Source organism: Pseudomonas sp. GL-RE-29 (genome assembly GCF_019947275.1).
Lineage (GTDB): Bacteria > Pseudomonadota > Gammaproteobacteria > Pseudomonadales > Pseudomonadaceae > Aquipseudomonas > Aquipseudomonas fluorescens_A.
This window is the reverse complement of sequence record NZ_JAGYGD010000007.1, coordinates 66070-89381: the sequence shown is the minus strand read 5'-3', so window position 1 is coordinate 89381 and position 23312 is coordinate 66070. Positions and strand designations below refer to the sequence as shown.

Below are 23312 nucleotides of genomic sequence, written 5' to 3'. Positions count from 1 at the left end.
CGTCGAGACACAGGTGACTCAGTGGCCGTTTGCCCGCTCGGCGACGCCGATGCAGACCGTCATGATCAGCTTCAGTTCTTTTTGCACGGTACTGAGCGATACACCGAGTTTTTCGGCGATCTCCAGGTAGCTGTGGCCGTGCAGGCGACTGAGGATGAAAATCTGCTGCTGTCGTGGGCTGAGTTGACTGAGGCGCACGTTCAAACGCTCGAGCAATTGTTCGGCATGGGCGGCGTCCTCGGCACTGCTGGCAGGGGCGGCGACGCTTTCCACTACGTCCAGCGGCACGTCGTCGACCATGGTGCGCGAATGAATGCGTCGCGCGCGCAAATGGTCCAGCGCCAGGTTGCGCGCGGTCTGAAACACAAAGGGTTCAAGGTGATCGATGGCCCGCTCGCTGAGCGCCCGGGTCACGCGCAGGTAGGTTTCCTGTAGCAGGTCTTCGGCGGTGCTGTGGTTGTTGACCATCCGCTCCAGCGTGCGCAGCAACGAGATGCGCTGGGTGATGAAGACGTCGTTGAAGCGCGATTGACTCACGGGAGGGGAGGACCTGATCCATTTTGAGCGAATGATAATGTTTATCATCTATGCGGGTGGTCAAGTGTTTGTTTGTAAGCCTTGTCTTTACATTTCAAACGGGGTGACGCGGACAAAGCGTCTCTCGCCTGGCAAAAAGTTGCGCACTTTTAAGCAGCGGAATGGGAAGAGTCAGCGCAGCCTCATTTCGAGCGACTGCGCGGAGAGTTACAGCAGAAGACTTTAGAATCGTTAACGCCGACCCGACAAATACGCCACGTAATCCGGAATCCGGTGCTCGTGCGCCTGATCCATCAACGGGCTGCTGAGTAGATAGTCGGCGCTGCATTCGTTGCACGCCACCGGAATGTTCCACACCGCTGCGACTCGCAGCAAAGCCTTGATGTCCGGGTCGTGTGGCTGCGGTTCGAACGGGTCCCAGAAGAACACCAGCATGTCGACCCGTTGCTCGGCGATTCGCCCGCCGAGCTGTTGGTCACCGCCCAACGGGCCACTGATCATGCTTTCCACGGGCAAGTCGAGGCGTTGTTGTAATAACAAGCCCGTGGTGCCGGTAGCGACCAGTTCATGCTGCGCAAGCTTGTCTTTCTGCCGCTCGGCCCAGTCCAGCAAAAACACTTTGCAGTGGTCATGGGCGACCAGGGCGATACGCTTGCGCGCGGCCATGGTTTTTTGCGTAAAGCTGATGCCGATCATGGGTTGTTCCACAGGCGATTTGCGAGGGGGATTGCGAAGACGCCATCGCCAGCAAGCCGGCTCCTACAAGTTGCGTCGTATACGATCCCTGTAGGAGCCGGCTTGCTGGCGATAGAGATCTTATGTCCGCAAACTTATTCGGCGTTGCACAACGCCAGGCAGTTATCGAGCATGCGGTTGGAGAAGCCCCACTCGTTGTCGTACCAGGCCAGCACCTTGAGCAGCTTGCCGCTGGACTTGGTGTGGTTGGCGTCGAAGATCGACGACAGCGGATTGTGATTGAAGTCGCTCGAAACCAGCGGCAACGTGTTGTAGCCGAGGATCTTCGAGTGCTGGCTGGCTTCCTTGAGCAGCGCGTTGACTTCATCGGCCGACGCTTCGCGTTTGAGCTGTACGGTCAGGTCGACCAGCGACACGTTGATCACCGGCACACGCACCGCCATGCCGGTCAGTTTGCCTGCCAGTTCCGGCAGCACCAGACCGACCGCTTCAGCGGCGCCGGTCTTGCTCGGGATCATGTTCTGGGTGGCCGAACGGGCGCGGTACGGGTCGGTGTGATAAACGTCGGTCAGGTTCTGATCGTTGGTGTAGGCGTGGATGGTGGTCATCAGGCCGCTTTCGATGCCCAGTTCGCGATGCAGCACCTGGGCCACCGGGGCCAGGCAGTTGGTGGTGCAGGAGGCGTTGGAAATAATCTGGTGCGACTGTCGCAGAATGTCGTGGTTGACCCCATAAACCACGGTGGCGTCGGCACCCTTGGCCGGAGCCGAGATAATCACTTTGCGTGCGCCGGCCGTAATATGCGCGGCGGCTTTGGCCCGGTCGGTGAACAGACCGGTGCATTCGAATACGACATCAATCTTTTCCGCAGCCCAGGGCAGGTCGGCCGGGTTGCGAATGGCGCTGACTGAAATACGGTCGCCGTTGACGGTCAGGCTTTCCTGATCATGTTGGACATCGGCTTCGAACGTGCCGTGAACCGTGTCGTACTTGAGCAAGTGCGCATTGATCGCGCTGTCACCCAAGTCGTTGATGGCGACGATCTGCAAATCCTGGCGATAGCCTTGGGTATAGAGTGCCCGGAGGACGTTACGACCGATACGGCCAAAACCATTGATTGCGATTCGAAGAGTCATTTATCAGCGCCGCCGTCGTTTTGTTGTTGGAATTACAAGATTATTCGCAAAAAAATAGAAAACAAGCCTTTTTAGTGGCAATATTTTGTTCAATCTACAACGAGTGACCTGAATCAACTGGTCCAACCGATCAAGAAAACCGTCTGTCATCCCATCGACACCGGCCTTTGATCAGCATAGACAATCAGGTCGCCACATCCGTTAGCCTGGAGTTCTACACATGCATCCCCGCGTCCTTGAGGTCACCGAACGGCTTATCGCCCGCAGCCGCGCCACGCGTGAGGCTTACCTTGCACTGATTCGCGGTGCGGCCAGTGACGGTCCGATGCGCGGCAAGCTGCAATGCGCCAACTTCGCCCACGGCGTGGCCGGCTGCGGCAGCGACGACAAGAACAGCCTGCGGATGATGAACTCCGCCAACATCGCAATTGTTTCGTCATATAACGACATGCTCTCGGCGCACCAGCCGTACGAAGTCTTCCCGGAGCTGATCAAAAAAGCCCTGCGTGAAATCGGCTCCGTCGGCCAATTCGCCGGTGGCACGCCGGCGATGTGCGATGGCGTGACCCAGGGCGAGCCGGGCATGGAACTGAGCCTGCCGAGCCGCGAAGTGATTGCGCTGTCCACCGCCGTGGCGCTGTCTCACAACATGTTCGATGGCGCACTGATGCTCGGCATCTGCGACAAGATCGTCCCGGGCCTGATGATGGGCGCGCTGCGTTTCGGGCATCTGCCGATGATCTTCGTGCCGGGCGGGCCGATGGTGTCGGGCATTTCCAACAAGCAAAAAGCCGATGTGCGCCAGCGCTACGCCGAAGGCAAGGCCAGCCGCGAAGAGCTGCTGGAGTCGGAAATGAATTCCTACCACAGCCCCGGCACTTGCACCTTTTACGGCACCGCCAACACCAACCAGTTGCTGATGGAAGTCATGGGTCTGCACTTGCCGGGCGCGTCCTTCGTCAATCCGAACACGCCGCTGCGTGATGCCCTGACCCGCGAAGCGGCGCATCAGGTGACGCGCATTACCAAACAGAACGGCAACTACTTGCCGATCGGCGAAATCGTCGACGAGCGTTCGCTGGTCAACTCCATCGTGGCTTTGCACGCCACCGGCGGCTCGACCAACCACACCTTGCACATGCCTGCGATCGCCATGGCGGCGGGCATCCAGTTGACCTGGCAGGACATGGCCGACCTCTCCGAGGTAGTGCCGACCCTGAGCCACGTCTACCCGAACGGCAAAGCCGACATCAACCACTTCCAGGCCGCGGGCGGCATGTCGTTCCTGATCCGCGAACTGCTGGAAGCCGGGCTGCTCCACGAAAACGTCAACACTGTGTTGGGCCACGGCCTGAGCCGTTATACCCAGGAACCGTTCCTCGACAATGGCGAACTTGTCTGGCGCGAAGGCATCACCGAAAGCCTCGACGAAAGCATCCTGCGCCCGGTCGCCCGCGCGTTCTCGCCAGAGGGCGGTTTGCGGGTGATGGAAGGCAACCTCGGTCGTGGCGTGATGAAGGTGTCCGCCGTGGCGTTGGAAAACCAGATCGTTGAAGCTCCGGCGATGGTGTTCCAGGATCAGCAGGACCTGGCCGATGCGTTCAAGGCCGGTTTGCTGGAGAAGGATTTTGTCGCGGTGATGCGCTTCCAGGGCCCGCGTTCCAATGGCATGCCGGAACTGCACAAGATGACGCCGTTCCTCGGCGTGCTGCAGGATCGCGGCTTCAAAGTCGCGCTGGTGACCGACGGGCGCATGTCCGGCGCGTCGGGGAAAATCCCGGCGGCCATTCATGTCAGCCCCGAAGCTTATGTCGGCGGCGCTTTGGCGCGGGTGCAAGAGGGCGATATCATCCGCGTCGATGGCGTCAAAGGCACCCTGGAGCTTAAGGTGGACGCCGAAGAATTCGCAGCGCGCACGCCGGCCAAAGGCCTGTTGGGCAACAACATCGGCACCGGTCGCGAACTGTTTGGTTTCATGCGCATGGCCTTCAGCTCCGCAGAGCAGGGCGCCAGCGCCTTTACTTCTGCCCTGGAGACGCTTAATTGAAACTGGCTTTGGTCGGTGACATCGGTGGGACCAACGCACGTTTCGCGTTGTGGAAAAACCAGCAGCTGGAATCAGTCCAGGTGCTGGCGACGGCAGATTTCGCCAGCCCGGAAGAGGCTATCAGCCTCTACCTGAGCGGGCTGGATCTGGCGCCTGGGTCGATCGGTTCGGTGTGCCTGTCGGTGGCAGGCCCCGTGAGCGGCGACGAATTCAAATTCACCAACAATCACTGGCGCCTCAGCCGCAAGGGTTTCTGCAAGACCTTGCAGGTGGAGCAACTGTTGCTGGTCAACGATTTCTCGGCCATGGCCCTGGGCATGGCCCGTTTGCAGCCCGGCGAATTTCGCGTGGTCTGCGAAGGCACGCCGGAGCCGTTGCGCCCGGCAGTGGTGATCGGTCCGGGCACGGGGTTGGGCGTTGGCACCTTGCTCGATCTGGGCGAGGATCGTTTCGCCGCGCTGCCGGGGGAGGGCGGTCATGTCGATTTACCGCTGAGCAGTCCACGCGAGACTCAACTGTGGCAGCACATCTTCAATGAAATCGGCCATGTCAGCGCCGAAACCGCGCTGAGCGGTGGTGGCTTGCCGCGTGTCTATCGGGCGATTTGTGCGGTGGACGGTCATACGCCGGTGCTCGAAACCCCGGAAGCGATTACCGCTGCCGGGTTGGCGGGCGACCCGATTGCCCTGGAAGTGCTTGAGCAGTTCTGCTGCTGGCTCGGCCGCGTGGCCGGCAACAATGTGCTGACCACTGGTGCGCGCGGTGGCGTGTACATCGTGGGCGGGGTGATTCCGCGCTTCGCCGATTTCTTCCTCGAAAGCGGTTTCGCCCGGTGCTTTGCCGACAAGGGTTGCATGAGCGACTACTTCAAGGGGATTCCGGTGTGGCTGGTGACGGCGCCGTATTCGGGGCTTGTTGGTGCGGGAGTGGCGCTGGATCAGGCTTAAAACCGTGTCGCCCCCATCGCGGGCAAGCCACGCTCCCACAGGATTTGTAGTATTTCAGAATGTGCACAAAACCTTGTGGGAGCTGGCTTGCCAGCGATGGGGCCAGAACGGGCAACAAATATCTAAGGTTCATCAGGCATAATCGGCCCCAATTCAAACAACAAGGACGCCGCCCCGTGAGCTCAGTCAACAAGTCGATTTTGTTGGTCGATGACGACCAAGAGATACGCGAGTTGCTGGACACCTACCTGACCCGTGCCGGGTTTCAGGTGCGTACCACGCCCGACGGCGCCGGTTTTCGCCAGGCCCTGAACGATGAACCGAGCGATCTGGTGATCCTCGACGTGATGCTCCCGGACGAAGACGGTTTCAGCTTGTGCCGCTGGATTCGCCAGCACCCGCGTCGGGCCCAGGTGCCGATCATCATGCTTACTGCCAGCTCCGACGAGGCCGACCGCGTTATCGGCCTCGAACTGGGCGCGGACGATTACCTCGGCAAACCCTTCAGCCCGCGTGAATTGCAGGCGCGGATCAAAGCCTTGTTGCGCCGCGCGCAGTTTGGCCAGGAACGTTCCGGCAGCGAAGTGCTGGCCTTCGACGACTGGCGCCTGGACATGGTCAGCCATCGGCTGTTCCACATCGATGGCGAAGAAGTGATTCTGTCCGGCGCCGATTTCGCCTTGTTGAAACTGTTCCTCGATCACCCGCAGGAAATCCTCGACCGCGACACCATCGGCAACGCCACGCGGGGCCGTGAGTTGATGCCGCTCGATCGCATCGTCGACATGGCCGTCAGCCGTCTGCGCCAGCGTCTGCGCGACACCGAAAAACCTCCGCGCCTGATTCGTACCGTGCGCGGCAGCGGCTACCAGTTGGCAGCCAATGTGGTTGCCAGTAATGGTCACTGAGTTCCTGCGCAAACTCGCCGGGCGGGTGCCGGTGCCACGATCGTTGCTCGGGCGCATGTTGCTGCTGACCCTGTTGGCGGTGTTGTTTGCACAGGCTTTGTCCAGCGTGATCTGGGTCTCGCAGTTGCGCGCCACGCAATTGGAAGGCCTGGTCACCAGCGCCCGCAGCCTGGCGCACTCGATGACCGCCAGTGTCAGTTATTTCCGTTCGTTGCCGGTGGCGTTCCGGCCGCTGGTGCTCGACCAGTTGCGCAGCATGGGCGGCACGCGGTTTGTGGTGACGCTCAATGACAAACCCTTAGGTATGGAAGTGCTGCCGATCACCCCACGCAAAGAGGCGGTGATCAAAGCGGTGGACGAAGTGTTGCGCCAGTCCCTTGGCCATGACACCGATATTTCGGTGACTTTCGTCAGCCCTGAAGATCTGAGGATTTTCAACGCCGGCCTGAAGCTCGACGAGCTGCCACGCTCCTGGGCGCATTACGCGCTGACCCTGGAGCCGGTGAATCCACCTGTACTGGTCACCCAGATCCAGATGGCGCCGGGCGAATGGCTGTACATCGCCTCGCTGTTGCCCGAGCCCTACACCAGCCTTGAGGAGCAAGGCCTGCCGTCGCAGCAGGTGTGGTTCATCGTCCTCACCAGCGGCTTTCTGCTGTTGTTCATTGGTGTGTTGGTGCACTGGCAAAGCCGTCCGCTCAAGCGCCTGGCGCGGGCGGCGCGGGATCTGTCGCTGGGGGCCGACGTCGAGCCGGTGGCTGAGGGCGGTGGCAGTGAAGTGGTCGAGGTCGGTCGCGCCTTCAACACCATGCGCGAACGCATCAGCCGTTACCTGACCGAGCGCAGCCAGTTGTTCAGCGCGATTTCCCACGACCTGCGCACACCGATTACCCGGTTGCGCTTGCGAGTCGAGCTGCTCGAAGACGAAAAGATGCAAGCCAAGTTCAGCCGCGATCTGGATGAGTTGGAACTGCTGGTCAAAGGCGCGCTGCAATGCGTGAAGGACACTGACATCCACGAGAACATCGAGCCTGTGGATCTCAATCACGTGCTCGATTGTCTGGTGGAGCCGTACCTGGCACCGAACGGCAATGGTCGCGTGACCCAACAGGGGCGGGCGCTGGCAGCGTATCCGGGGAAGCCGTTGGCGCTCAAGCGCTGTATCGGCAACCTGATCGACAACGCGCTCAAGTACGGGCAAAACGCGCACCTGCACATCGATGACGACGACAGTGCGTTCGTCCTGCATGTCGATGACGAAGGGCCGGGGGTTCCGGAGCAGCGGCTGGAGCAGGTGTTCGAACCGCACTTCCGGTTAGCCGGGCAGCAGCAGGGTTATGGGTTGGGCTTGGGAATTGCGCGCAACATTGCCCATAGTCATGGGGGTGAGGTGAGTTTGCAGAATTTGCGTGAAGGCGGGTTGCGGGTGACGTTGCAACTACCACGATCGATGGACTGACAAACAAACCCTGTGGCGAGGGAGCTTGCTCCCGCTGGACTGCGTAGCAGTCCTTCTTTTGGGGCCGCTTCGCGACCCAGCGGGAGCAAGCTCCCTCGCCACAATTATCAATCACCACGAAACCTGCGTGAATGTCACAGGCTGGTGACATAACTCGCCCCCTTCGTTACAAGCCCGCGACCATCCGTTGTTTAGACTGCCCCTCAGTCATAACAACAAAAAAGGTCCCCCATGCACACCTTCCAACCGGCCTTCAGCAGTTGGCTGAACGCGCCCGCTCATCAGCAATGGCTCGTCGCCGAAGGCCTGCGCCTGCTGGCGTTTGCCAAGGCATCCAGGCTCCCTGAAGGCTTTGGCAATCTGGATGAAAAGGGCCACCTTGCAGCCAACGCCCAAGCCGAAACCATGAACACCGCGCGCATGACCCACAGCTTCGCCATGGCCCATATTCAGGGCCTGCCGGGGTTTGCCGAGCTGGTGGATCACGGCATCGCGGCCCTGCGCGGGCCGTTACGCGATGCGCTGCATGGGGGATGGTTCGCCGTCGCTGAACACCGCGACGGCAACACCGGAAAAAATGCCTACCTGCATGCCTTCGTCGCGCTGGCCGCCAGTTCTGCGGTGGTTGCGCAGCGTCCCGGTGCGCAGGCCTTGCTCGACGATGCCATCGACATTATCGACACTTATTTCTGGAGCGAGGAGGAGGGCGCCATGCGCGAATCCTTTAATCGCGACTGGAGTGAAGAGGAGGCGTATCGCGGTGCCAACAGCAACATGCACGCCACTGAAGCTTTCCTCGCCCTGGCCGATGTCACCGACGACAATCGCTGGCTGTGCCGTGCGCAGCGCATCGTCGAGCGCGTGATCCATGGCTACGCCGCCGCCAACGACTACCTGGTGATCGAACATTTCGACCGCGAGTGGCAGCCGCTGCGCGAATACAACCACGACAACCCGGCCGACGGTTTCCGCCCTTACGGCACCACGCCAGGCCATGGTTTCGAATGGGCGCGGTTGCTACTGCATCTGGAAGCGGCGCGGGTTCAGGCCGGCATGCTGACACCCGGATGGCTGGCCACCGACGCGCAAAAACTCTTCGAGCAAAACTGCCGCCACGGCTGGGACGTCGACGGCGCGCCGGGCATTGTCTACACCCTCGACTGGGACAACAAAGCGGTGGTTCGCCATCGCCTGCACTGGACCCATTGCGAAGCCAGTGCGGCTGCCAGTGCGCTGCTGCAGCGTACCGGTGATAAGCAATTCGAGCGCTGGTACCGCCTGTTTTGGGAGTTCTGTGACAGTCATTTCATCGACCGCTGCGACGGCAGTTGGCATCACGAACTCGACCCATTGAACCGCCCAAGTGCCGATATCTGGGCCGGCAAACCGGACCTTTATCACGCCTGGCAAGCCGTACTGATCCCTCGTCTACCCTTGTCACCCAGTATGGCAACGGCTCTGGCGCAATTGTCCCAGGGCGGTTCTATGTAACCATGCAGTGACATTCGCGCGTCCCTTCGTTACCTGCGAAGGGACATCCCCTGTTTAAACTCTTATGCAGCGCAAGCACCAGACTTGCATGCATAACAACAAGAAAGGTACATCTCAGATGAATGCGATTTCTCGCCTCGCTACTGTCATTTCTGTCGCCTCCCTGTTCCCGCTCGCCATTCTGCCTCTCAGTGTTTCCGCTGCCGATTCCAAAGGTTCGGTGGAAGTCGTGCATTGGTGGACGTCCGGCGGTGAAAAGGCTGCCGTTGATGTACTCAAGGCCCAAGTTGAAAAAGACGGTTTCACCTGGAAAGACGGCGCAGTGGCTGGCGGTGGCGGTGCGACGGCCATGACCGTGCTGAAAAGCCGCGCCGTTGCCGGTAACCCGCCAGGCGTTGCGCAGATCAAGGGCCCGGACATCCAGGAATGGGCGTCGACCGGTCTGCTCGACACCGACGTCCTCAAGGACGTTGCCAAAGAAGAGAAGTGGGACAGCCTGCTCGACAAGAAAGTCTCCGATACCGTGAAGTACGAAGGTGATTACGTGGCCGTGCCGGTGAACATTCACCGAGTGAACTGGCTGTGGATCAACCCGGAAGTCTTCAAGAAAGCCGGTATCACCAAGAACCCGACCACCCTCGAAGAATTCTACGCCGCTGGCGACAAGCTCAAGGCTGCCGGTTTCATTCCGCTCGCCCACGGCGGCCAGCCTTGGCAGGACAGCACCGTGTTCGAAGCCGTTGTGCTGTCGGTCATGGGTGTCGATGGTTACAAGAAAGCCCTGGTTGACCTCGACAACGGTGCGCTGACCGGTCCGCAAATGGTCAAGGCGCTGACCGAGCTGAAGAAAGTCGCGACCTACATGGATGCCGACGGCAAAGGCCAGGACTGGAACCTGGAAGCGGCCAAGGTCATCAACGGCAAGGCCGGCATGCAGATCATGGGTGACTGGGCCAAGTCCGAATGGACCGCCGCCAAGAAAGTCGCCGGCAAGGACTACGAGTGCGTAGCGTTCCCGGGCACCGACAAGGCGTTCACCTACAACATCGACTCGCTGGCGGTGTTCAAGCAGAAAGACAAAGGCACTGCTGCCGGTCAGCAGGACATCGCCAAAGTCGTGCTGGGTGAGAACTTCCAGAAAGTCTTCAGCATCAACAAAGGTTCGATCCCGGTACGTAACGACATGTTGAACGACATGGAGAAACTCGGTTTCGACTCCTGCGCCCAGACCGCCGCCAAGGACTTCCTGGCTGACGCCAAGTCCGGCGGCCTGCAACCGAGCATGGCGCACAACATGGCGACCACGCTGGCGGTACAGGGTGCGTTCTTCGATGTCGTGACCAACTACATCAACGACCCGAAAGCCGACCCGGCCGATGCGGCCAAGAAACTGGGCGCGGCGGTTCAGTCAGCCAAATAACCGCAAGCAACGCCGGCCCCCTGTGCAGGAGCCGGCTTGCTGGCGATGGCTGAGTGTCAGTCAACGGATTCATCGACTGGTCTACCGCTATCGCCAGCAAGCCGGCTCCTACCAAGGGATCTGCATGTAGTTTTATTCCCTCGTACTGGATTTCCCCATGAGTTCTGTTGCTGTGTTCAGCAAGGCCTCGCCGTTCGATGCATTGCAGCGCTGGCTCCCAAAACTGGTGCTGGCGCCGAGCATGTTCATCGTTCTGGTGGGCTTCTATGGCTACATCCTGTGGACGTTCGTGCTGTCGTTCACTACTTCGACCTTCCTGCCCAATTACAAGTGGGCAGGCCTGGCGCAATACGCACGGCTGTTCGACAACGACCGCTGGTGGGTGGCGAGCAAGAACCTGGCGCTGTTCGGCGGCATGTTCATCGGCATCACCCTGGTAATCGGCGTGCTGCTGGCGGTGTTTCTCGACCAGCGCATCCGTCGCGAAGGCTTCATCCGCACCATTTACCTGTACCCGATGGCGCTCTCGATGATCGTCACCGGTACCGCGTGGAAATGGCTGCTCAACCCGGGCATGGGCCTGGACAAATTGTTGCGTGACTGGGGCTGGGAAGGCTTCCGCCTGGACTGGCTGATCGACCCGGACCGCGTGGTGTATTGCCTGGTGATTGCTGCTGTCTGGCAAGCCTCGGGCTTCATCATGGCGATGTTCCTCGCCGGCCTGCGTGGCGTTGATCAATCGATCATTCGTGCCGCGCAGATCGATGGCGCGAGCATGCCGCGCATCTACTGGAAAGTGGTGCTGCCAAGCCTGCGTCCGGTGTTCTTCAGTGCGGTGATGATTCTGGCGCACATCGCGATCAAGAGCTTCGACCTGGTGGCCGCGATGACCGCCGGTGGCCCGGGTTACTCCTCGGACCTGCCCGCGATGTTCATGTATTCCTTCACCTTCAGTCGCGGCCAGATGGGCATGGGTTCGGCCAGTGCGATTCTGATGCTCGGTGCGATTCTCGCAATCATCGTGCCTTACCTGTACTCCGAGCTGAGGACCAAGCGTCATGACTAGTCTCGCTGCCAAACCTGCGATCAGCCTGAGTCGCATCGCGATCTACGCGGTGCTGATTCTCGCTGTAATGCTCTATCTGATTCCGCTGGTGGTGATGCTGTTGACCAGCTTCAAGACCCCGGAAGACATCAGCACCGGCAACCTGTTGAGCTGGCCGACCGTGGTCAGCGGCATCGGCTGGGTCAAGGCCTGGGGCACGGTTGATGGTTACTTCTGGAACTCGATCAAGATCACCGTTCCGGCGGTGCTGATCTCCACGGCCATCGGTGCCTTGAACGGCTACGTACTGTCGATGTGGCGTTTCCGTGGTTCGCAGCTGTTCTTCGGCCTGCTGTTGTTCGGTTGCTTCCTGCCGTTCCAGACCGTGCTGCTGCCGGCCTCGTTCACCCTCGGCAAGATGGGTCTGGCGAGCACCACCACGGGCCTGGTGTTCGTGCACGTGGTCTACGGCCTGGCGTTCACCACGCTGTTCTTCCGTAACTACTACATCAGCATTCCCGATGCGCTGGTGAAAGCGGCGCGCCTCGACGGTGCGGGTTTCTTCACCATCTTCCGCCGGATCATCCTGCCGATGTCGACGCCGATCATCATGGTCTGCCTGATCTGGCAGTTCACTCAGATCTGGAACGACTTCTTGTTCGGGGTGGTGTTCTCCAGCGGTGATTCGCAACCGATCACGGTGGCGCTGAACAACTTGGTCAACACCAGTACCGGGGCCAAGGAATACAACGTTGATATGGCAGCGGCGATGATCGCCGGGCTGCCGACCCTGCTGGTCTATGTGGTCGCAGGCAAGTATTTCGTGCGCGGGCTGACGGCCGGCGCAGTCAAGGGGTAATCATGGCTACGCTCGAACTTCGCAATGTAAACAAGACCTATGGCGCCGGCCTGCCGGACACCCTGAAGAACATCGAACTGTCGATCAAGGACGGTGAGTTCCTGATCCTTGTCGGCCCGTCGGGCTGCGGCAAGTCGACCCTGATGAACTGCATCGCCGGTCTCGAGACCATCACCGGCGGCGCGATCATGATCGGCGATCAGGACGTCAGTGGCATGAGCCCCAAGGATCGCGACATCGCCATGGTGTTCCAGTCCTACGCGCTGTACCCGACCATGAGCGTGCGCGAGAACATCGAGTTCGGCCTGAAAATCCGCAAGATGAGCCAGTCGGCCATCGATGAGGAAGTCACCCGGGTCGCCAAGCTGCTGCAGATCGAGCACCTGCTCAATCGCAAGCCCGGCCAGCTCTCCGGTGGACAGCAACAGCGTGTGGCGATGGGTCGTGCGTTGGCGCGTCGGCCGAAGATTTATCTGTTCGACGAACCGTTGTCCAACCTCGACGCCAAGCTGCGGGTCGAGATGCGCACCGAAATGAAACTGATGCACCAGCGCCTCAAAACCACCACGGTCTACGTGACCCACGACCAGATCGAAGCGATGACTCTGGGTGACAAAGTGGCGGTGATGAAGGACGGGATCATCCAGCAGTTCGGCACGCCGAAAGACATCTACAACAACCCGGCCAACCTGTTCGTGGCGAGCTTCATCGGTTCGCCGCCGATGAACTTCATCCCTCTGCGCTTGCAGCGCAAGGACGGTCGTCTGCTGGCGCTGCTCGACAGCGGCCAGGCCCGTTGCGAGTTGCCGCTGGGCATGCAGGACGCCGGTCTTGAAGACCGCGAAGTGATCCTCGGCATGCGTCCGGAGCAGATCGTGCTGGCCAACGGCGAACCTAACGGGTTGCCGACCATTCGCGCCGAAGTCCAGGTCACCGAACCGACCGGGCCGGACACCCTGGTCTTCGTCAACCTCAACGACACCAAAGTCTGCTGCCGCCTGGCACCCGATGTTGCACCGGCCGTGGGCGAGACCCTGACCCTGCAATTCGATCCGGCGAAAGTGCTGCTGTTCGACGCCAAGACCGGCGAGCGTTTGGGGGTTGCCGGCCTGCCGAAAGCCGAGGCGCACGCTGCCAACGTGGCGCAATTCAAAGGCCGCTGAAGATCAAATGGGCGGAATGCGATTGTGTGGGAGCTGGCTTGCCAGCGATGCAGCCGACTCGGTTTTCAGTTGAACCGGGTTGATGCCATCGCTGGCAAGCCAGCTCCCACAGGGCCTGTTATCCGTCGCAACTGATGTAACCACGTTAGAAAAAGAAAAGTTAATAACAATAAAACGAGGATGTAGGGATGATGAAGAAGAACAACGCTCAGCTTATCTGCCAGTTATCGGCGATTGCGGCAATGATGCTGGCCGGTAGCGTGCATGCGGCTGATGCGTTCAGCGCCGATTCCGAGTGGATGACGGGCGATTGGGGTGGCGAACGAACCAAGCTGATCGAGCAAGGCATCGACATCAAAATGGACTACGTCGGTGAAGTGGGCGGCAACCTCCACGGCGGTTTCAACGATGACAAGACTGCGCGCTACGCCGACCAATTCGGCCTGGGCGCGGCGCTGGACCTGGAGAAGCTGTTCGGCTGGGATAACACCCAGGCCAAGATCCAGCTCACCAACCGTAACGGCGAAAACATCTCCAACGACCGCATCGGCGATCCGCGTGCCGGCACCCTGAGCTCCTCGCAGGAAGTCTACGGTCGTGGCCACATGGTCCGTCTGACCCAGTTGTGGATCAAGCATCAGTTCCTCGACAACAAACTCGACGTCAAGGCCGGTTACTTCGGTGAAGGCGAAGACTTCAACACCTTCCCGTGCGAATTCCAGAACCTGGCGTTCTGCGGCTCCCAGGTGGGTAACTGGGCCACCAACATCTGGTACAACTGGCCAGTCAGCCAGGCCGCGATCCGCGTGAAATACAACATCTCGCCTGAGTGGTATGCGCAGATCGGCGCGTACAACCAGAACCCGTCGCAACTGGAACACGGTAACGGCTTCAAGCTCAGCGGCAGCGGTACTGAAGGCACCGTGCTGCCGGTTGAACTCGTGTGGTTGCCTAACCCGAACAAACTGCCGGGCGAATACCGTGTCGGTTACTACAAGAGCACGGCCAGCGCCGATGACGTACTTGAAGACGACAACGGCAATAACGCGGCCACCAGCGGCAACGCTTATCGCAGCCATAGCAGCAAGCACGGCTACTGGTTCGTTGCGCAACAGCAACTCACCAGCCACAACGGTGACGCGACTCGCGGTCTGAACATTGCGGCCAACGCCACTTTCCACGACAAGGACACCAACATCGTCGACAACTACCAGTCGCTGATGTTTGTGTACAAAGGTCCGTTTGACGCACGTCCTAAAGATGACATGGGGATCGGCTTCGCCCGCATCCACGTCAACGATGACGTGAAGAAAAACGCCGAACTGGTCAACGCCTCCAATGGCGTCAGCGAATACAGCGATCCACTGTTCTCGCCGCTGCGTGACACCGAATACAACTACGAACTCAACTACGGCTTCCACGTTACCAACTGGCTGACCGTGCGTCCTAACTTGCAATACATCACTCACCCGGGCGGTGTTGATGAAGTTGATAACGCTTTGGTCGCCGGCCTGAAAATTCAGTCGGTGTTCTAACGCGACTGCGATAAGCTCCTCTCTATGTGCGCATTTGCGGACGGCCATGGCTGTCCGCTTTTTTTTGTGTATGGGAGCAATGAGTACCTGTGGCGAGGGAGCTTGCTCCCGCTGGGCTGCGAAGCGGCCCCAATACCAGCGACTCAAGTGTTTCTGGCAAACCGCGTTTATCGGGTTTACGACTGCTTCGCAGCCGAGCGGGAGCAAGCTCCCTCGCCACAGTGAGTTCGTTACTAAAGCGTTTGAACCTCCATGTTTTTCAGGACCGTGGCACATGCTTGAGCATCCGCTACAACGCTTCTTCAAATCCTTGCGCGAACGACCGGTGTTTGCGTGGGAGCGCTATCAGAAGCGCGACGTGTTGGTGATTGATCATCCGCTGTGTCAGGCGGTGTTCAGTCGCCAGGGCGCGCAGTTGCTGCACTTTCAGCCCAAGGGCCAGAAACCCTGGCTGTGGTGCGCGGCGAAGTGGCCGCAGGTCGGCGCCATTCGCGGTGGCGTGCCGGTGTGCTGGCCGTGGTATGGCCGTCATCCGAGCGAAAACGCCTGGCCGTCCCATGGTTGGGCGCGATTACTCGACTGGAAGCTGCTCGACAGCAGCAGTGACGATGAGGGCGTGCGTCTGCACTGGCAATTACAACTGTGCGACTGGACCGTTGAGCTGCATGCCCATCTGGGTGAAAGCATGGATTTGCGCCTGAGCACCGAGCATCAGGACGACATGCCGTGCCAGTTGAGCCAGGCGTTGCACGCTTACTGGCGTATTGGTGATGTCGGTGAGGTAGCGCTGTCTGGACTCGACGGCGCGCAAGGTTACGACCATTTAAGCCGGCAGATATGTCAGCAGGAAGGCGAGTTGCGCGTCGATGGCGGCTGTCAGCGAGTGTTCCAGCATGACGGTGAATTACAGCTCAACGACCATGCCTGGCAGCGGGCGCTGTGCATCGATACCGGCGACACAGCCGACACGGTGGTCTGGCATCCCGGCTCGCGTCCTTTGCTGGGGGTGAGCTGGAACGAAATATCAGAATTCGTCTGCGTGGAAGCGGCGAGTGGCGGCACCGATAGTCTGAGCCTGGCGCCGGGGCAACGGGCGCATTTGAGTTTGCAGGCACGGGCGGCGGCTTAGTCGAAAAGATAATCTGCAACAGCAAACGCAAGTGTGGCGCGGCTGGGTGACGGCTGAAGTGGCTATACGGGTAACCGGGAATCGTTGATTTTTAACCATGGGCCGGTTGTCTTTTCTGTCATTTGTGACAGTAGACGATCCGTTGCGATTCTTGGACTCTGTACTTTGTGATTAAGTTAAAACTCAAAGTGCGGAGTTCAATATGAAAATCAAATGGCTAACTATCGTCTCAGTGTTAGGCGCCTGCATCGTCACAGGATTCTATTTATATTCGTCAGAAAATTCGATTCGCCCAGGAAAGTATGTGGTGTTCAATCCTCCACTGGACGATGTACAGAAGGCTGTAGTTCAGCAACAAATGGATCAACAACTAGCGAAAAAAAAGGGCGGAACGAAGGTCAGCTCGACCCAGCTGGTTTATGACAACGGAGCTGTCGTGGTCACCTTCCCGGCCCCCGGTGTTGCCAGTGATGTACTCACTTCCTGCGAATTTGGCTATTTCTGTGTCTGGGAACATCCGGATTATGTAGGCAGAAAGGTATCGGTGGTGAGCAGTTCAAACAGTATCGTCAATTTGTCGGACTACAACATGAGTCACCAAGTCTCATCCTGGAAATACAGTTACAAGCCTTATGCCAAGATTGTTTATGGGGTGGACGGAGTTGATGGCCGTGGAAGAATTATGACAAGTACTCTGAAAGAAATCGGAATTGGTGATGAATGTTGTCCGTTTAATATTGCAGAAAAAACTGAGGCGTGGACGGAGCAATACTTCATTGCCCATCTTGGAGAATTTGGCGACAGGATTGTGAGTATCAAAGTCGCGCCGTTGGCAGAGGATAAAAAATAATTGGCTAACGGGCATGGAGTGCTGTCTCCTGCATTGCGCAAGTGACCCCTCCTTGACTTGGCGTGACCTCGAGTGGAGATGAACCGTTTTAGTCCTCGATAATGGCCGACTAGTGGCCTTGTAGTCCTAACGCCACTGGCTAAGCTCTGGGGAGTTTGCCAGTGAACACGTTAGGGCTGGCCCGTTTGCGGGCTATCAAGAGAAGGATGTCTTGATGAGGACGTCGCGACAGGGACCCTCCGATTCAACATCAAAAATCACCTGACAAGTCCTTCTTCTGGAGGGGCGCGTGTGCCTGTTCTGTGGAACGTAGTGGTGGATTTGAAAGACCCGTGACTTTCATTTAAAAAAACGCGCTTAGGGTGATACGACCATGTTCAACCTACATCACAAGGCTGACCTGCTGGAAATTGAACGCTTCAGTTGTGCCTTGACCGAAGCCAATGCCAAGTTGGCCGCCGTCAGTCGTTCGATGGCGATGATTGAGTTCACCCCTGAAGGCATCGTGCTCGATGCCAACGAAAATTTTTGCAATGTCATGGGGTACAGCGCCGATGAAGTACGCGGCAAGCACCACCGGATATTTTGCGAAGAGGCGTTTTACCGCAGCGAGGAGTACGCCAAGTTGTGGCGCGACTTGGCCCGTGGTGAACCGGTCAGCGGTACCTTTTTGCGGTTGGACAAGAGTGGCAAGGAGATCTGGCTCGAAGCCAGTTACATGCCGGTCTTCGGTCCCGACCGGCAGGTTAAGAGTGTGATCAAAGTCGCCACTGACGTATCAGCCAGGGCGCGCAAGGAATACGAAAACGCAAGCATGCTCGCCGCGATCGGGCGCTCCATGGCGGTGATCGAATTCACCCCGGATGGCAAGGTCATCACGGCCAATGAAAACTTCCTGAAAACCATGCATTACTCGCTCAATGAAATCGTCGGGCAGCATCACAGCATGTTCTGTCATCGCAGCGAGAGTGAGTCGCAAAACTACAGGGCGTTCTGGGCCTCGTTGAACCGCGGCGAATATCACTCGCACCGTTTCGAGCGCAAGGATAAGTTCGGTCATACGGTGTTTCTGGAAGCGTCCTACAACCCGCTGTTTGATGCCAAGGGCCGGCTGTACAAAGTGGTCAAGTTCGCCAGCAATATCACCGGGCAGGTCACTACTCTGCAAAGCGCTGCGGAAGCGGCGCACAGCACCTCGGTGCAAAACGACGCCTGCGCGCGCAAGGGCTCCGAGGTGGTGCAGCAAACGGTGCAGATCATCCAGGACATTTCCCGGGACTTGAACGAAGCGGCGCTGAGCATCGATGCGGTGAGCAAACAGTCCGACATCATCGGCACCATCGTCCAGACCATCCGTGGCATTGCCGATCAGACCAACCTGCTGGCGCTCAACGCCGCCATCGAAGCGGCCCGCGCCGGGGAACATGGGCGAGGGTTTGCGGTGGTGGCGGATGAGGTGCGCAGCCTGGCAGCACGCACAAGTCAGGCGACGCTAGAGATCGTTGATGTGGTGCGCAAGAACCACGATCTGTCATTGAGCGCGGTGTCGAGCATGCAGTCGAGTCTGAGCCGAACCGGCCTTGGCGTGGAATTGGCAAACGAGGCGGGGGAGGTGATTCTGGAGATTCAACAGGGATCGCGGCACGTGGTGGACGCGATCAGCCAGTTCAATTCAACGCTGCAATTGAACTGACTTCCCAGACCCCTGTAGGAGCTGCCGCAGGCTGCGATCTTTTGATCTTGATTGTTTAAGATCAAAAGATCGCAGCCTGCGGCAGCTCCTACACGGAATTGGTTAAAGCGACGCGAGGAATTTATCGACCACCTGGCTGCCATTTTTCTCGCTGCTGCTGTTGTCTTTCTCGGCCTGGGCCACTTTCACCTTGTCCTGCATGCGGTCCGCAATCTCTTTGCCGATAGCCTCTTGCTGTTCAGGGGGCATGGCTTTTACCTCATCTTCGGTCAGGCCCATCTGCGCCAGTATCGCGTCGCGCATCCGCTGTTCTGGGGTCTTGCTCATGTAGTCCTTGAACTCGGACGTGGCTGAACCGTCACCGATCCGGTCCTTGACGTCACTTGGCAACGCCGAGTTATTCGCTTGCAGACCCACGCGGGTTTTGGCAAACGCTTCATCAACGTTGTCGCTGATTCTCGTGGCTTCGCTCACCTGTTGCGTGGCGAGTTGAGTGGCGGATTCCTGGACTTGCGAAGTGGCTTGCGCGTTTTGCGCCTGCACATTGTTTTGCAGGGCTTGCGTCAACGCACTTTGAAGTCCGGCGGCGGCTTCGGCGGTGAGATCTTCACCGGGGCGCTTCGGGAGTGGGGTTACCAGGTTTAATTTTGCACTGACCAACATGATAAGCAGACCTTGTAGGTATTGGCGGTGCAGTGCTTGGAGCAAATAGTATGCCTATATATAAAAGTCCATATATATCAATCGGTTAATGTTTCTCGCCAGAATAAACCGTAGCGATCGCGGTCAAGCCTTGCCGCTCTGCGGCAGAGCCCGACCGCGTGGTCGTCAGCGATGGGCGATGTTTTCCAGCGCCAGGTTGCGGGTGCGCGGGCCGAACCAGCCGATGGTCAGCATCACGATCAGCATGCTGCTGACGATGAAAGCAAGTACGCCCGGCGTGCCGAAGTGTTCGAGGAAAATCCCGATCAGCAAGCTGCTGAACACCGTCGACAAACGACTGAACGAATAACAGAAACCCACCGCACGCGCACGGATGTTGGTGGGGAACAGTTCGCTTTGATAGGAGTGATAACTGAAGCTCAGCCAGGCGTTGCAGAAGGTGATCATCACCCCACAGAAAATCAGGCCGAACGCACTCGTTTGCAGGGCAAACAAAGTGCCGAAGGTCATGGCGCCCAACGCCGAGCCGACAATCTGCCACTTGTTCTCGAAACGGTTGGCGAACTTCACGAACAGCAACGGCCCCAGCGGGTAGGCGAGGGTGATGATGAAGGCGTACATCAGGCTGTGTGTGACGCTCACGCCCTGGCCATTGAGCAACGCCGGCAACCAGTTGCCGAAGCCAAAGAAACCGATAGCCTGGAACACGTGAAATACGATCAGCATCAAGGCGCGACGGCGGTAAGGCGGCTGCCAGATATCGGCGAAGCGGCCCTTACCCTGAATGCCCACGTCAGCCAGTTCCGGCTCGTCCAGCGGCTTACCCTGATCCTTGACGCAACGCGCTTCGATGCGGGCGAGAATCTGGTCTGCCTCATCGTAACGCCCATATTGGGCCAGCCAACGCGGTGATTCCGGCAAACGCGAACGCAGCCACCAGATGAACAACGCAAACACCGCGCTGGCCAACACCACCCAACGCCAACCGGACACACCGAAAGGCGCCTGCGGCACCAGCCACCAAGACATCAGCGCCACCGCCGGCACCGACAGAAACTGCACGAAAAACGCGAAGGCAAACGCCGAACTGCGCATGCGCTTGGGCACCAGTTCCGAGAGGTAAGCGTCGATGGTCACCAACTCGATGCCCAGACCGATGCCCACCAGAAAGCGCATGCAGATGATCCCCAGCGCAGAACTCTGAACGCCCATCAGCACGGTCGCGACGGTGTACCAGATCAAGGCAAAGGTGAAGATGGCGCGCCGGCCAAAACGGTCGGCCAGCGGGCTCAACAGGCTGGCGCCGAGGAACAGACCGAGAAACGTCGCCGAGGCGAACGCTGCCTGATCGGAGAAACCAAATACACCCTGGCTGCCGGTGGCGAAGATGCCATCACTGATCAGGCCGGGGCTGATGTAGGCAGTCTGGAACAGGTCGTAGAGTTCGAAGAAGCCGCCGATCGACAGCAGCGCCACCAGGCGCCAGATCGTCGAAACAGCGGGCAGGCGATCGATGCGGGCGGAAATCTGTGCGGCACGCACCGGATCTACGTCGTCTGCTTGAGCAGCAGCAGGGGGGAGGGCAGTCATGGGCTGATCCATTTTTTATCGATGGAGAAGCTTAGCCTGCTATCGGAAACCAATGATTGTGAATCCCGGCGCTGGCACACCGAGATTCGCCACGTTATTGCAATGAATGGTTACATTTTAGCGATTTGTAGCGCTCGACCGCTCAAGGCAGGCCGTTGCAGCCATGTTTCATAAATCCGGGGCGCTGTGCCAAGCGCTGGAAATACTCATCAACCGCCGGGTAATCCGGACGCTCGATCGGCGTCATCAGCCAGCGATTAACGGACAGCCCGACCACGATATCGGCCAAGGTAAATTTAGCCCCGGCAACATAAGCCTTGGTGACTGCCAGCTGATGTTCGAGGATGGCCATCTTCTGATTCCAGTTACGCACGCCGACTTCGAGGCGATGCGAATCCTGGAATTCCGGATCCTTGCGCACCAACGACATGAACGCATAACTCCAGGACGGGTTGAGTTCAGTGGCTTGCCAATCCATCCACTGTTCCACCCGCGCGCGTGCGGCGGGTTCGGTGGGTAGCAAATCGGCGTGGTGATGGTGGTGTTTGCCGGTCAGGTAGCGGCAGATGGTGTTGGATTCCCACAACACCCCGTTCTCATCAATGATCACCGGTACCTGTGCATTGGGGTTGAGGCGCAGAAACTCGGGGCTGTGGGTAGAGGCAAAACCGCTGCCCCAATCCTCGCGTTCGTAGGAAAGGCCCAGCTCCTCGCACGTCCAAAGGACTTTTCTGACGTTGATTGACGAGGCTTTACCGAGGATTTTCAGTGCGTGTTCCATTGAGCTACCCGTTAGCGACCGATGGGGGACATTCGTCGTCCTAAAAGGTTAGTTGAAATCCTGTTGCCTGACCGCGGTATCCCTGTAGGAGCTGCCGAAGGCTGCGATCTTTTGATCTTGTTGTTTAAGAGCCAGATCAAAAGATCGCAGCCTTCGGCAGCTCCTACAGGGGGAACTACGTACTCTCGCGAATCTTTAACTCAAAGCCCATGTCTTGCACCGGTCTGGCCACGGTGTTCCCAGCCATCAACGTCAACATCTGCTCCGCCGCACGCCGGCCGATGGCTTCGCGCGGGGTGTTGATGCTGCTCAGGCGCGGGACCATGTATTCGGACATGGGCAGATCGTTGAAACCGAGAATCGCTACCTGCTCGGGGATCTTGATGCCATGGCGCAGGGCTTCGAGCAATGCGCCCTGGGCCAGGTCGTCGTTGCCGAAGAAAATCGCGTCCACATCGGGATGACTGGCAATCATCTTCAGGAACAACTCGCCGCCCAGGCCGACCGACGACGGGCGTGGCGTCAGCACCTCCAGCGCCGGGTCATACAGACCGGCTTTTTGCAGGGCGCGGCGGAAACCTTCACCCCGCAGCAACGTCCGCTGGTCGAGTTGCGCGCCGATGTAGGCCAGACGCTTGCGGCCCCGAGAGAGCAAATGTTCGGCCGCCGTTTCGCCAGCAGCCAGTTGCGAAAAACCGACGCAATTGAGCCCGGCGGCGCTGTCCAGCTCCATCATATACACGCACGGAATATTGCTCGCCTCGATCATCCTGCGCGAACTTTCGGTGCGGTCGAAACCGGTCAGCAGCAAGCCGCGCGGCTGATAGGCCATGTAGTTGCGCAGCAGGTTTTCTTCTTCGTCGCGGGAATAGTGGAAGTTGCCGATCAGCACTTCGAAGCCTTTTGGCCGCAAAACCTGATGAATGGCTTCCAGGGTATCAATGAACAAAAGGTTGGACAGCGACGGCACCAACACCACCACCGAATGGCTCTGGGCCGAGGCGAGGGCGCGGGCAGCAGGGTTGACCACATAGTTGAGTTCAAGCGCCGCTTTCTGCACTTTTTCCACCAGTTCGGTGGCCACGGTGCTGACGCCGCGCAAGGCACGGGAGGCAGTAATCGGGCTGACACCGGCCAGGCGGGCAACTTCATTCAGGGTAGGGCGGCCAGTGGTGCGCGTATTTTTATCGTTTTTAGTTGGAGTCATCGACGGCTTGCCAAACAAAATTCAAGGCACTAAGGTAGCGCTGTCTCGATGCAGCTGCAAATGCGTGAGCGAGGGTTCGCCTGATCCTCGCTTTTTGGCGTTGGGAACACACATGCTGCAACCCACAAAATGACAAGAAAGGCGTCGGCAACTTCT

The 23312-nt window shown here is 58.8% G+C and carries 20 protein-coding genes and 1 pseudogene; 14 read left to right on the top strand and 7 right to left on the bottom strand.

Going from position 1 to position 23312, the window contains the following annotated elements; genetic code table 11:
- Nucleotides 1–18: 18 nt before the first annotated feature.
- The 3 genes from KGB21_RS08465 to gap all read right to left on the bottom strand — a co-directional run bounded on the left by KGB21_RS08465 (nt 19) and on the right by gap (nt 2369).
- Nucleotides 19–537: an RNA polymerase sigma factor gene (locus KGB21_RS08465; protein ID WP_034149171.1), complete on the bottom strand. Its 519-nt coding sequence runs from the start codon at nt 535–537 to the stop codon at nt 19–21.
- A gap of 231 nt (nt 538–768) precedes the next feature.
- Entirely contained in the window at nt 769–1233 is a 465-nt protein-coding gene (locus KGB21_RS08460) for a methylglyoxal synthase (protein WP_034149172.1), read from the bottom strand.
- Between the two features lie 134 nt (nt 1234–1367).
- On the bottom strand, nt 1368–2369 hold the full coding sequence (gap, locus tag KGB21_RS08455; RefSeq protein ID WP_034149173.1) for a type I glyceraldehyde-3-phosphate dehydrogenase: 1002 nt from the start codon (nt 2367–2369) through the stop codon (nt 1368–1370).
- Between the two features lie 220 nt (nt 2370–2589).
- On the opposite strand from gap, the gene edd reads away from it, so the two are divergent.
- From edd to KGB21_RS29555, 14 genes and pseudogenes are all read left to right on the top strand, one after another.
- On the top strand, nt 2590–4416 hold the full coding sequence (edd, locus tag KGB21_RS08450) for a phosphogluconate dehydratase (protein ID WP_103406743.1): 1827 nt from the start codon (nt 2590–2592) through the stop codon (nt 4414–4416).
- Nucleotides 4413–5363, top strand: coding sequence for a glucokinase (locus KGB21_RS08445; RefSeq protein WP_223504716.1), 951 nt, complete (start codon nt 4413–4415; stop codon nt 5361–5363). Before edd ends, KGB21_RS08445 begins: the two co-directional genes overlap by 4 nt.
- A 176-nt stretch (nt 5364–5539) precedes the next feature.
- Nucleotides 5540–6271 (top strand): response regulator, encoded by a 732-nt coding sequence (locus KGB21_RS08440; RefSeq protein ID WP_034149176.1) that lies wholly within the window; start codon nt 5540–5542, stop codon nt 6269–6271.
- On the top strand, nt 6261–7730 hold the full coding sequence (locus KGB21_RS08435) for an ATP-binding protein (RefSeq protein ID WP_223504714.1): 1470 nt from the start codon (nt 6261–6263) through the stop codon (nt 7728–7730). The genes KGB21_RS08440 and KGB21_RS08435 overlap by 11 nt, the downstream gene beginning before the upstream one ends.
- Nucleotides 7731–7961: 231 nt before the next feature.
- Nucleotides 7962–9221 (top strand): AGE family epimerase/isomerase, encoded by a 1260-nt coding sequence (locus KGB21_RS08430; protein WP_223504713.1) that lies wholly within the window; start codon nt 7962–7964, stop codon nt 9219–9221.
- 118 nt (nt 9222–9339) lie between these two features.
- Nucleotides 9340–10641 (top strand): ABC transporter substrate-binding protein, encoded by a 1302-nt coding sequence (locus tag KGB21_RS08425; RefSeq protein WP_223504710.1) that lies wholly within the window; start codon nt 9340–9342, stop codon nt 10639–10641.
- 157 nt (nt 10642–10798) lie between these two features.
- Nucleotides 10799–11707 carry a carbohydrate ABC transporter permease gene (locus tag KGB21_RS08420; protein ID WP_034149180.1) on the top strand — a complete coding sequence of 303 codons (909 nt, stop codon included), beginning with the start codon at nt 10799–10801 and terminating at the stop codon, nt 11705–11707.
- Nucleotides 11700–12545 (top strand): carbohydrate ABC transporter permease, encoded by an 846-nt coding sequence (locus tag KGB21_RS08415; protein ID WP_034149181.1) that lies wholly within the window; start codon nt 11700–11702, stop codon nt 12543–12545. The genes KGB21_RS08420 and KGB21_RS08415 overlap by 8 nt, the downstream gene beginning before the upstream one ends.
- A 2-nt stretch (nt 12546–12547) precedes the next feature.
- Complete coding sequence (locus KGB21_RS08410; RefSeq protein WP_223504708.1) at nt 12548–13708, top strand: ABC transporter ATP-binding protein; 1161 nt, start codon at nt 12548–12550, stop codon at nt 13706–13708.
- A gap of 188 nt (nt 13709–13896) precedes the next feature.
- Complete coding sequence (locus tag KGB21_RS08405; protein WP_034149183.1) at nt 13897–15243, top strand: carbohydrate porin; 1347 nt, start codon at nt 13897–13899, stop codon at nt 15241–15243.
- Nucleotides 15244–15517: 274 nt separating this feature from the next.
- On the top strand, nt 15518–16372 hold the full coding sequence (locus KGB21_RS08400) for a D-hexose-6-phosphate mutarotase (RefSeq protein WP_034149184.1): 855 nt from the start codon (nt 15518–15520) through the stop codon (nt 16370–16372).
- A 202-nt stretch (nt 16373–16574) separates the two neighbouring features.
- Nucleotides 16575–17222: a peptidase inhibitor family I36 protein gene (locus KGB21_RS08395; RefSeq protein WP_223504706.1), complete on the top strand. Its 648-nt coding sequence runs from the start codon at nt 16575–16577 to the stop codon at nt 17220–17222.
- Nucleotides 17223–17595: 373 nt separating this feature from the next.
- Nucleotides 17596–18372 (top strand): annotated as a pseudogene (locus tag KGB21_RS29560) (PAS domain-containing protein); the annotation flags it as partial.
- Between the two features lie 48 nt (nt 18373–18420).
- Nucleotides 18421–18915: a methyl-accepting chemotaxis protein gene (locus KGB21_RS29555; protein WP_411741345.1), complete on the top strand. Its 495-nt coding sequence runs from the start codon at nt 18421–18423 to the stop codon at nt 18913–18915.
- A gap of 102 nt (nt 18916–19017) precedes the next feature.
- Here KGB21_RS29555 and KGB21_RS08385 read toward each other — a convergent pair whose 3' ends face one another.
- From KGB21_RS08385 to KGB21_RS08370, 4 genes are all read right to left on the bottom strand, one after another.
- Nucleotides 19018–19578: a hypothetical protein gene (locus KGB21_RS08385; protein ID WP_034149187.1), complete on the bottom strand. Its 561-nt coding sequence runs from the start codon at nt 19576–19578 to the stop codon at nt 19018–19020.
- A 165-nt stretch (nt 19579–19743) separates the two neighbouring features.
- Nucleotides 19744–21168 carry an MFS transporter gene (locus KGB21_RS08380; RefSeq protein ID WP_223504702.1) on the bottom strand — a complete coding sequence of 475 codons (1425 nt, stop codon included), beginning with the start codon at nt 21166–21168 and terminating at the stop codon, nt 19744–19746.
- Between the two features lie 142 nt (nt 21169–21310).
- The gene (locus KGB21_RS08375) at nt 21311–21949 is read right to left on the bottom strand and encodes a glutathione S-transferase family protein (protein WP_223504700.1); all 639 of its coding nucleotides are present in this window, start codon (nt 21947–21949) and stop codon (nt 21311–21313) included.
- A gap of 175 nt (nt 21950–22124) precedes the next feature.
- On the bottom strand, nt 22125–23156 hold the full coding sequence (locus KGB21_RS08370) for a LacI family DNA-binding transcriptional regulator (protein ID WP_034149190.1): 1032 nt from the start codon (nt 23154–23156) through the stop codon (nt 22125–22127).
- Between the last annotated feature and the right edge of the window lie 156 nt (nt 23157–23312).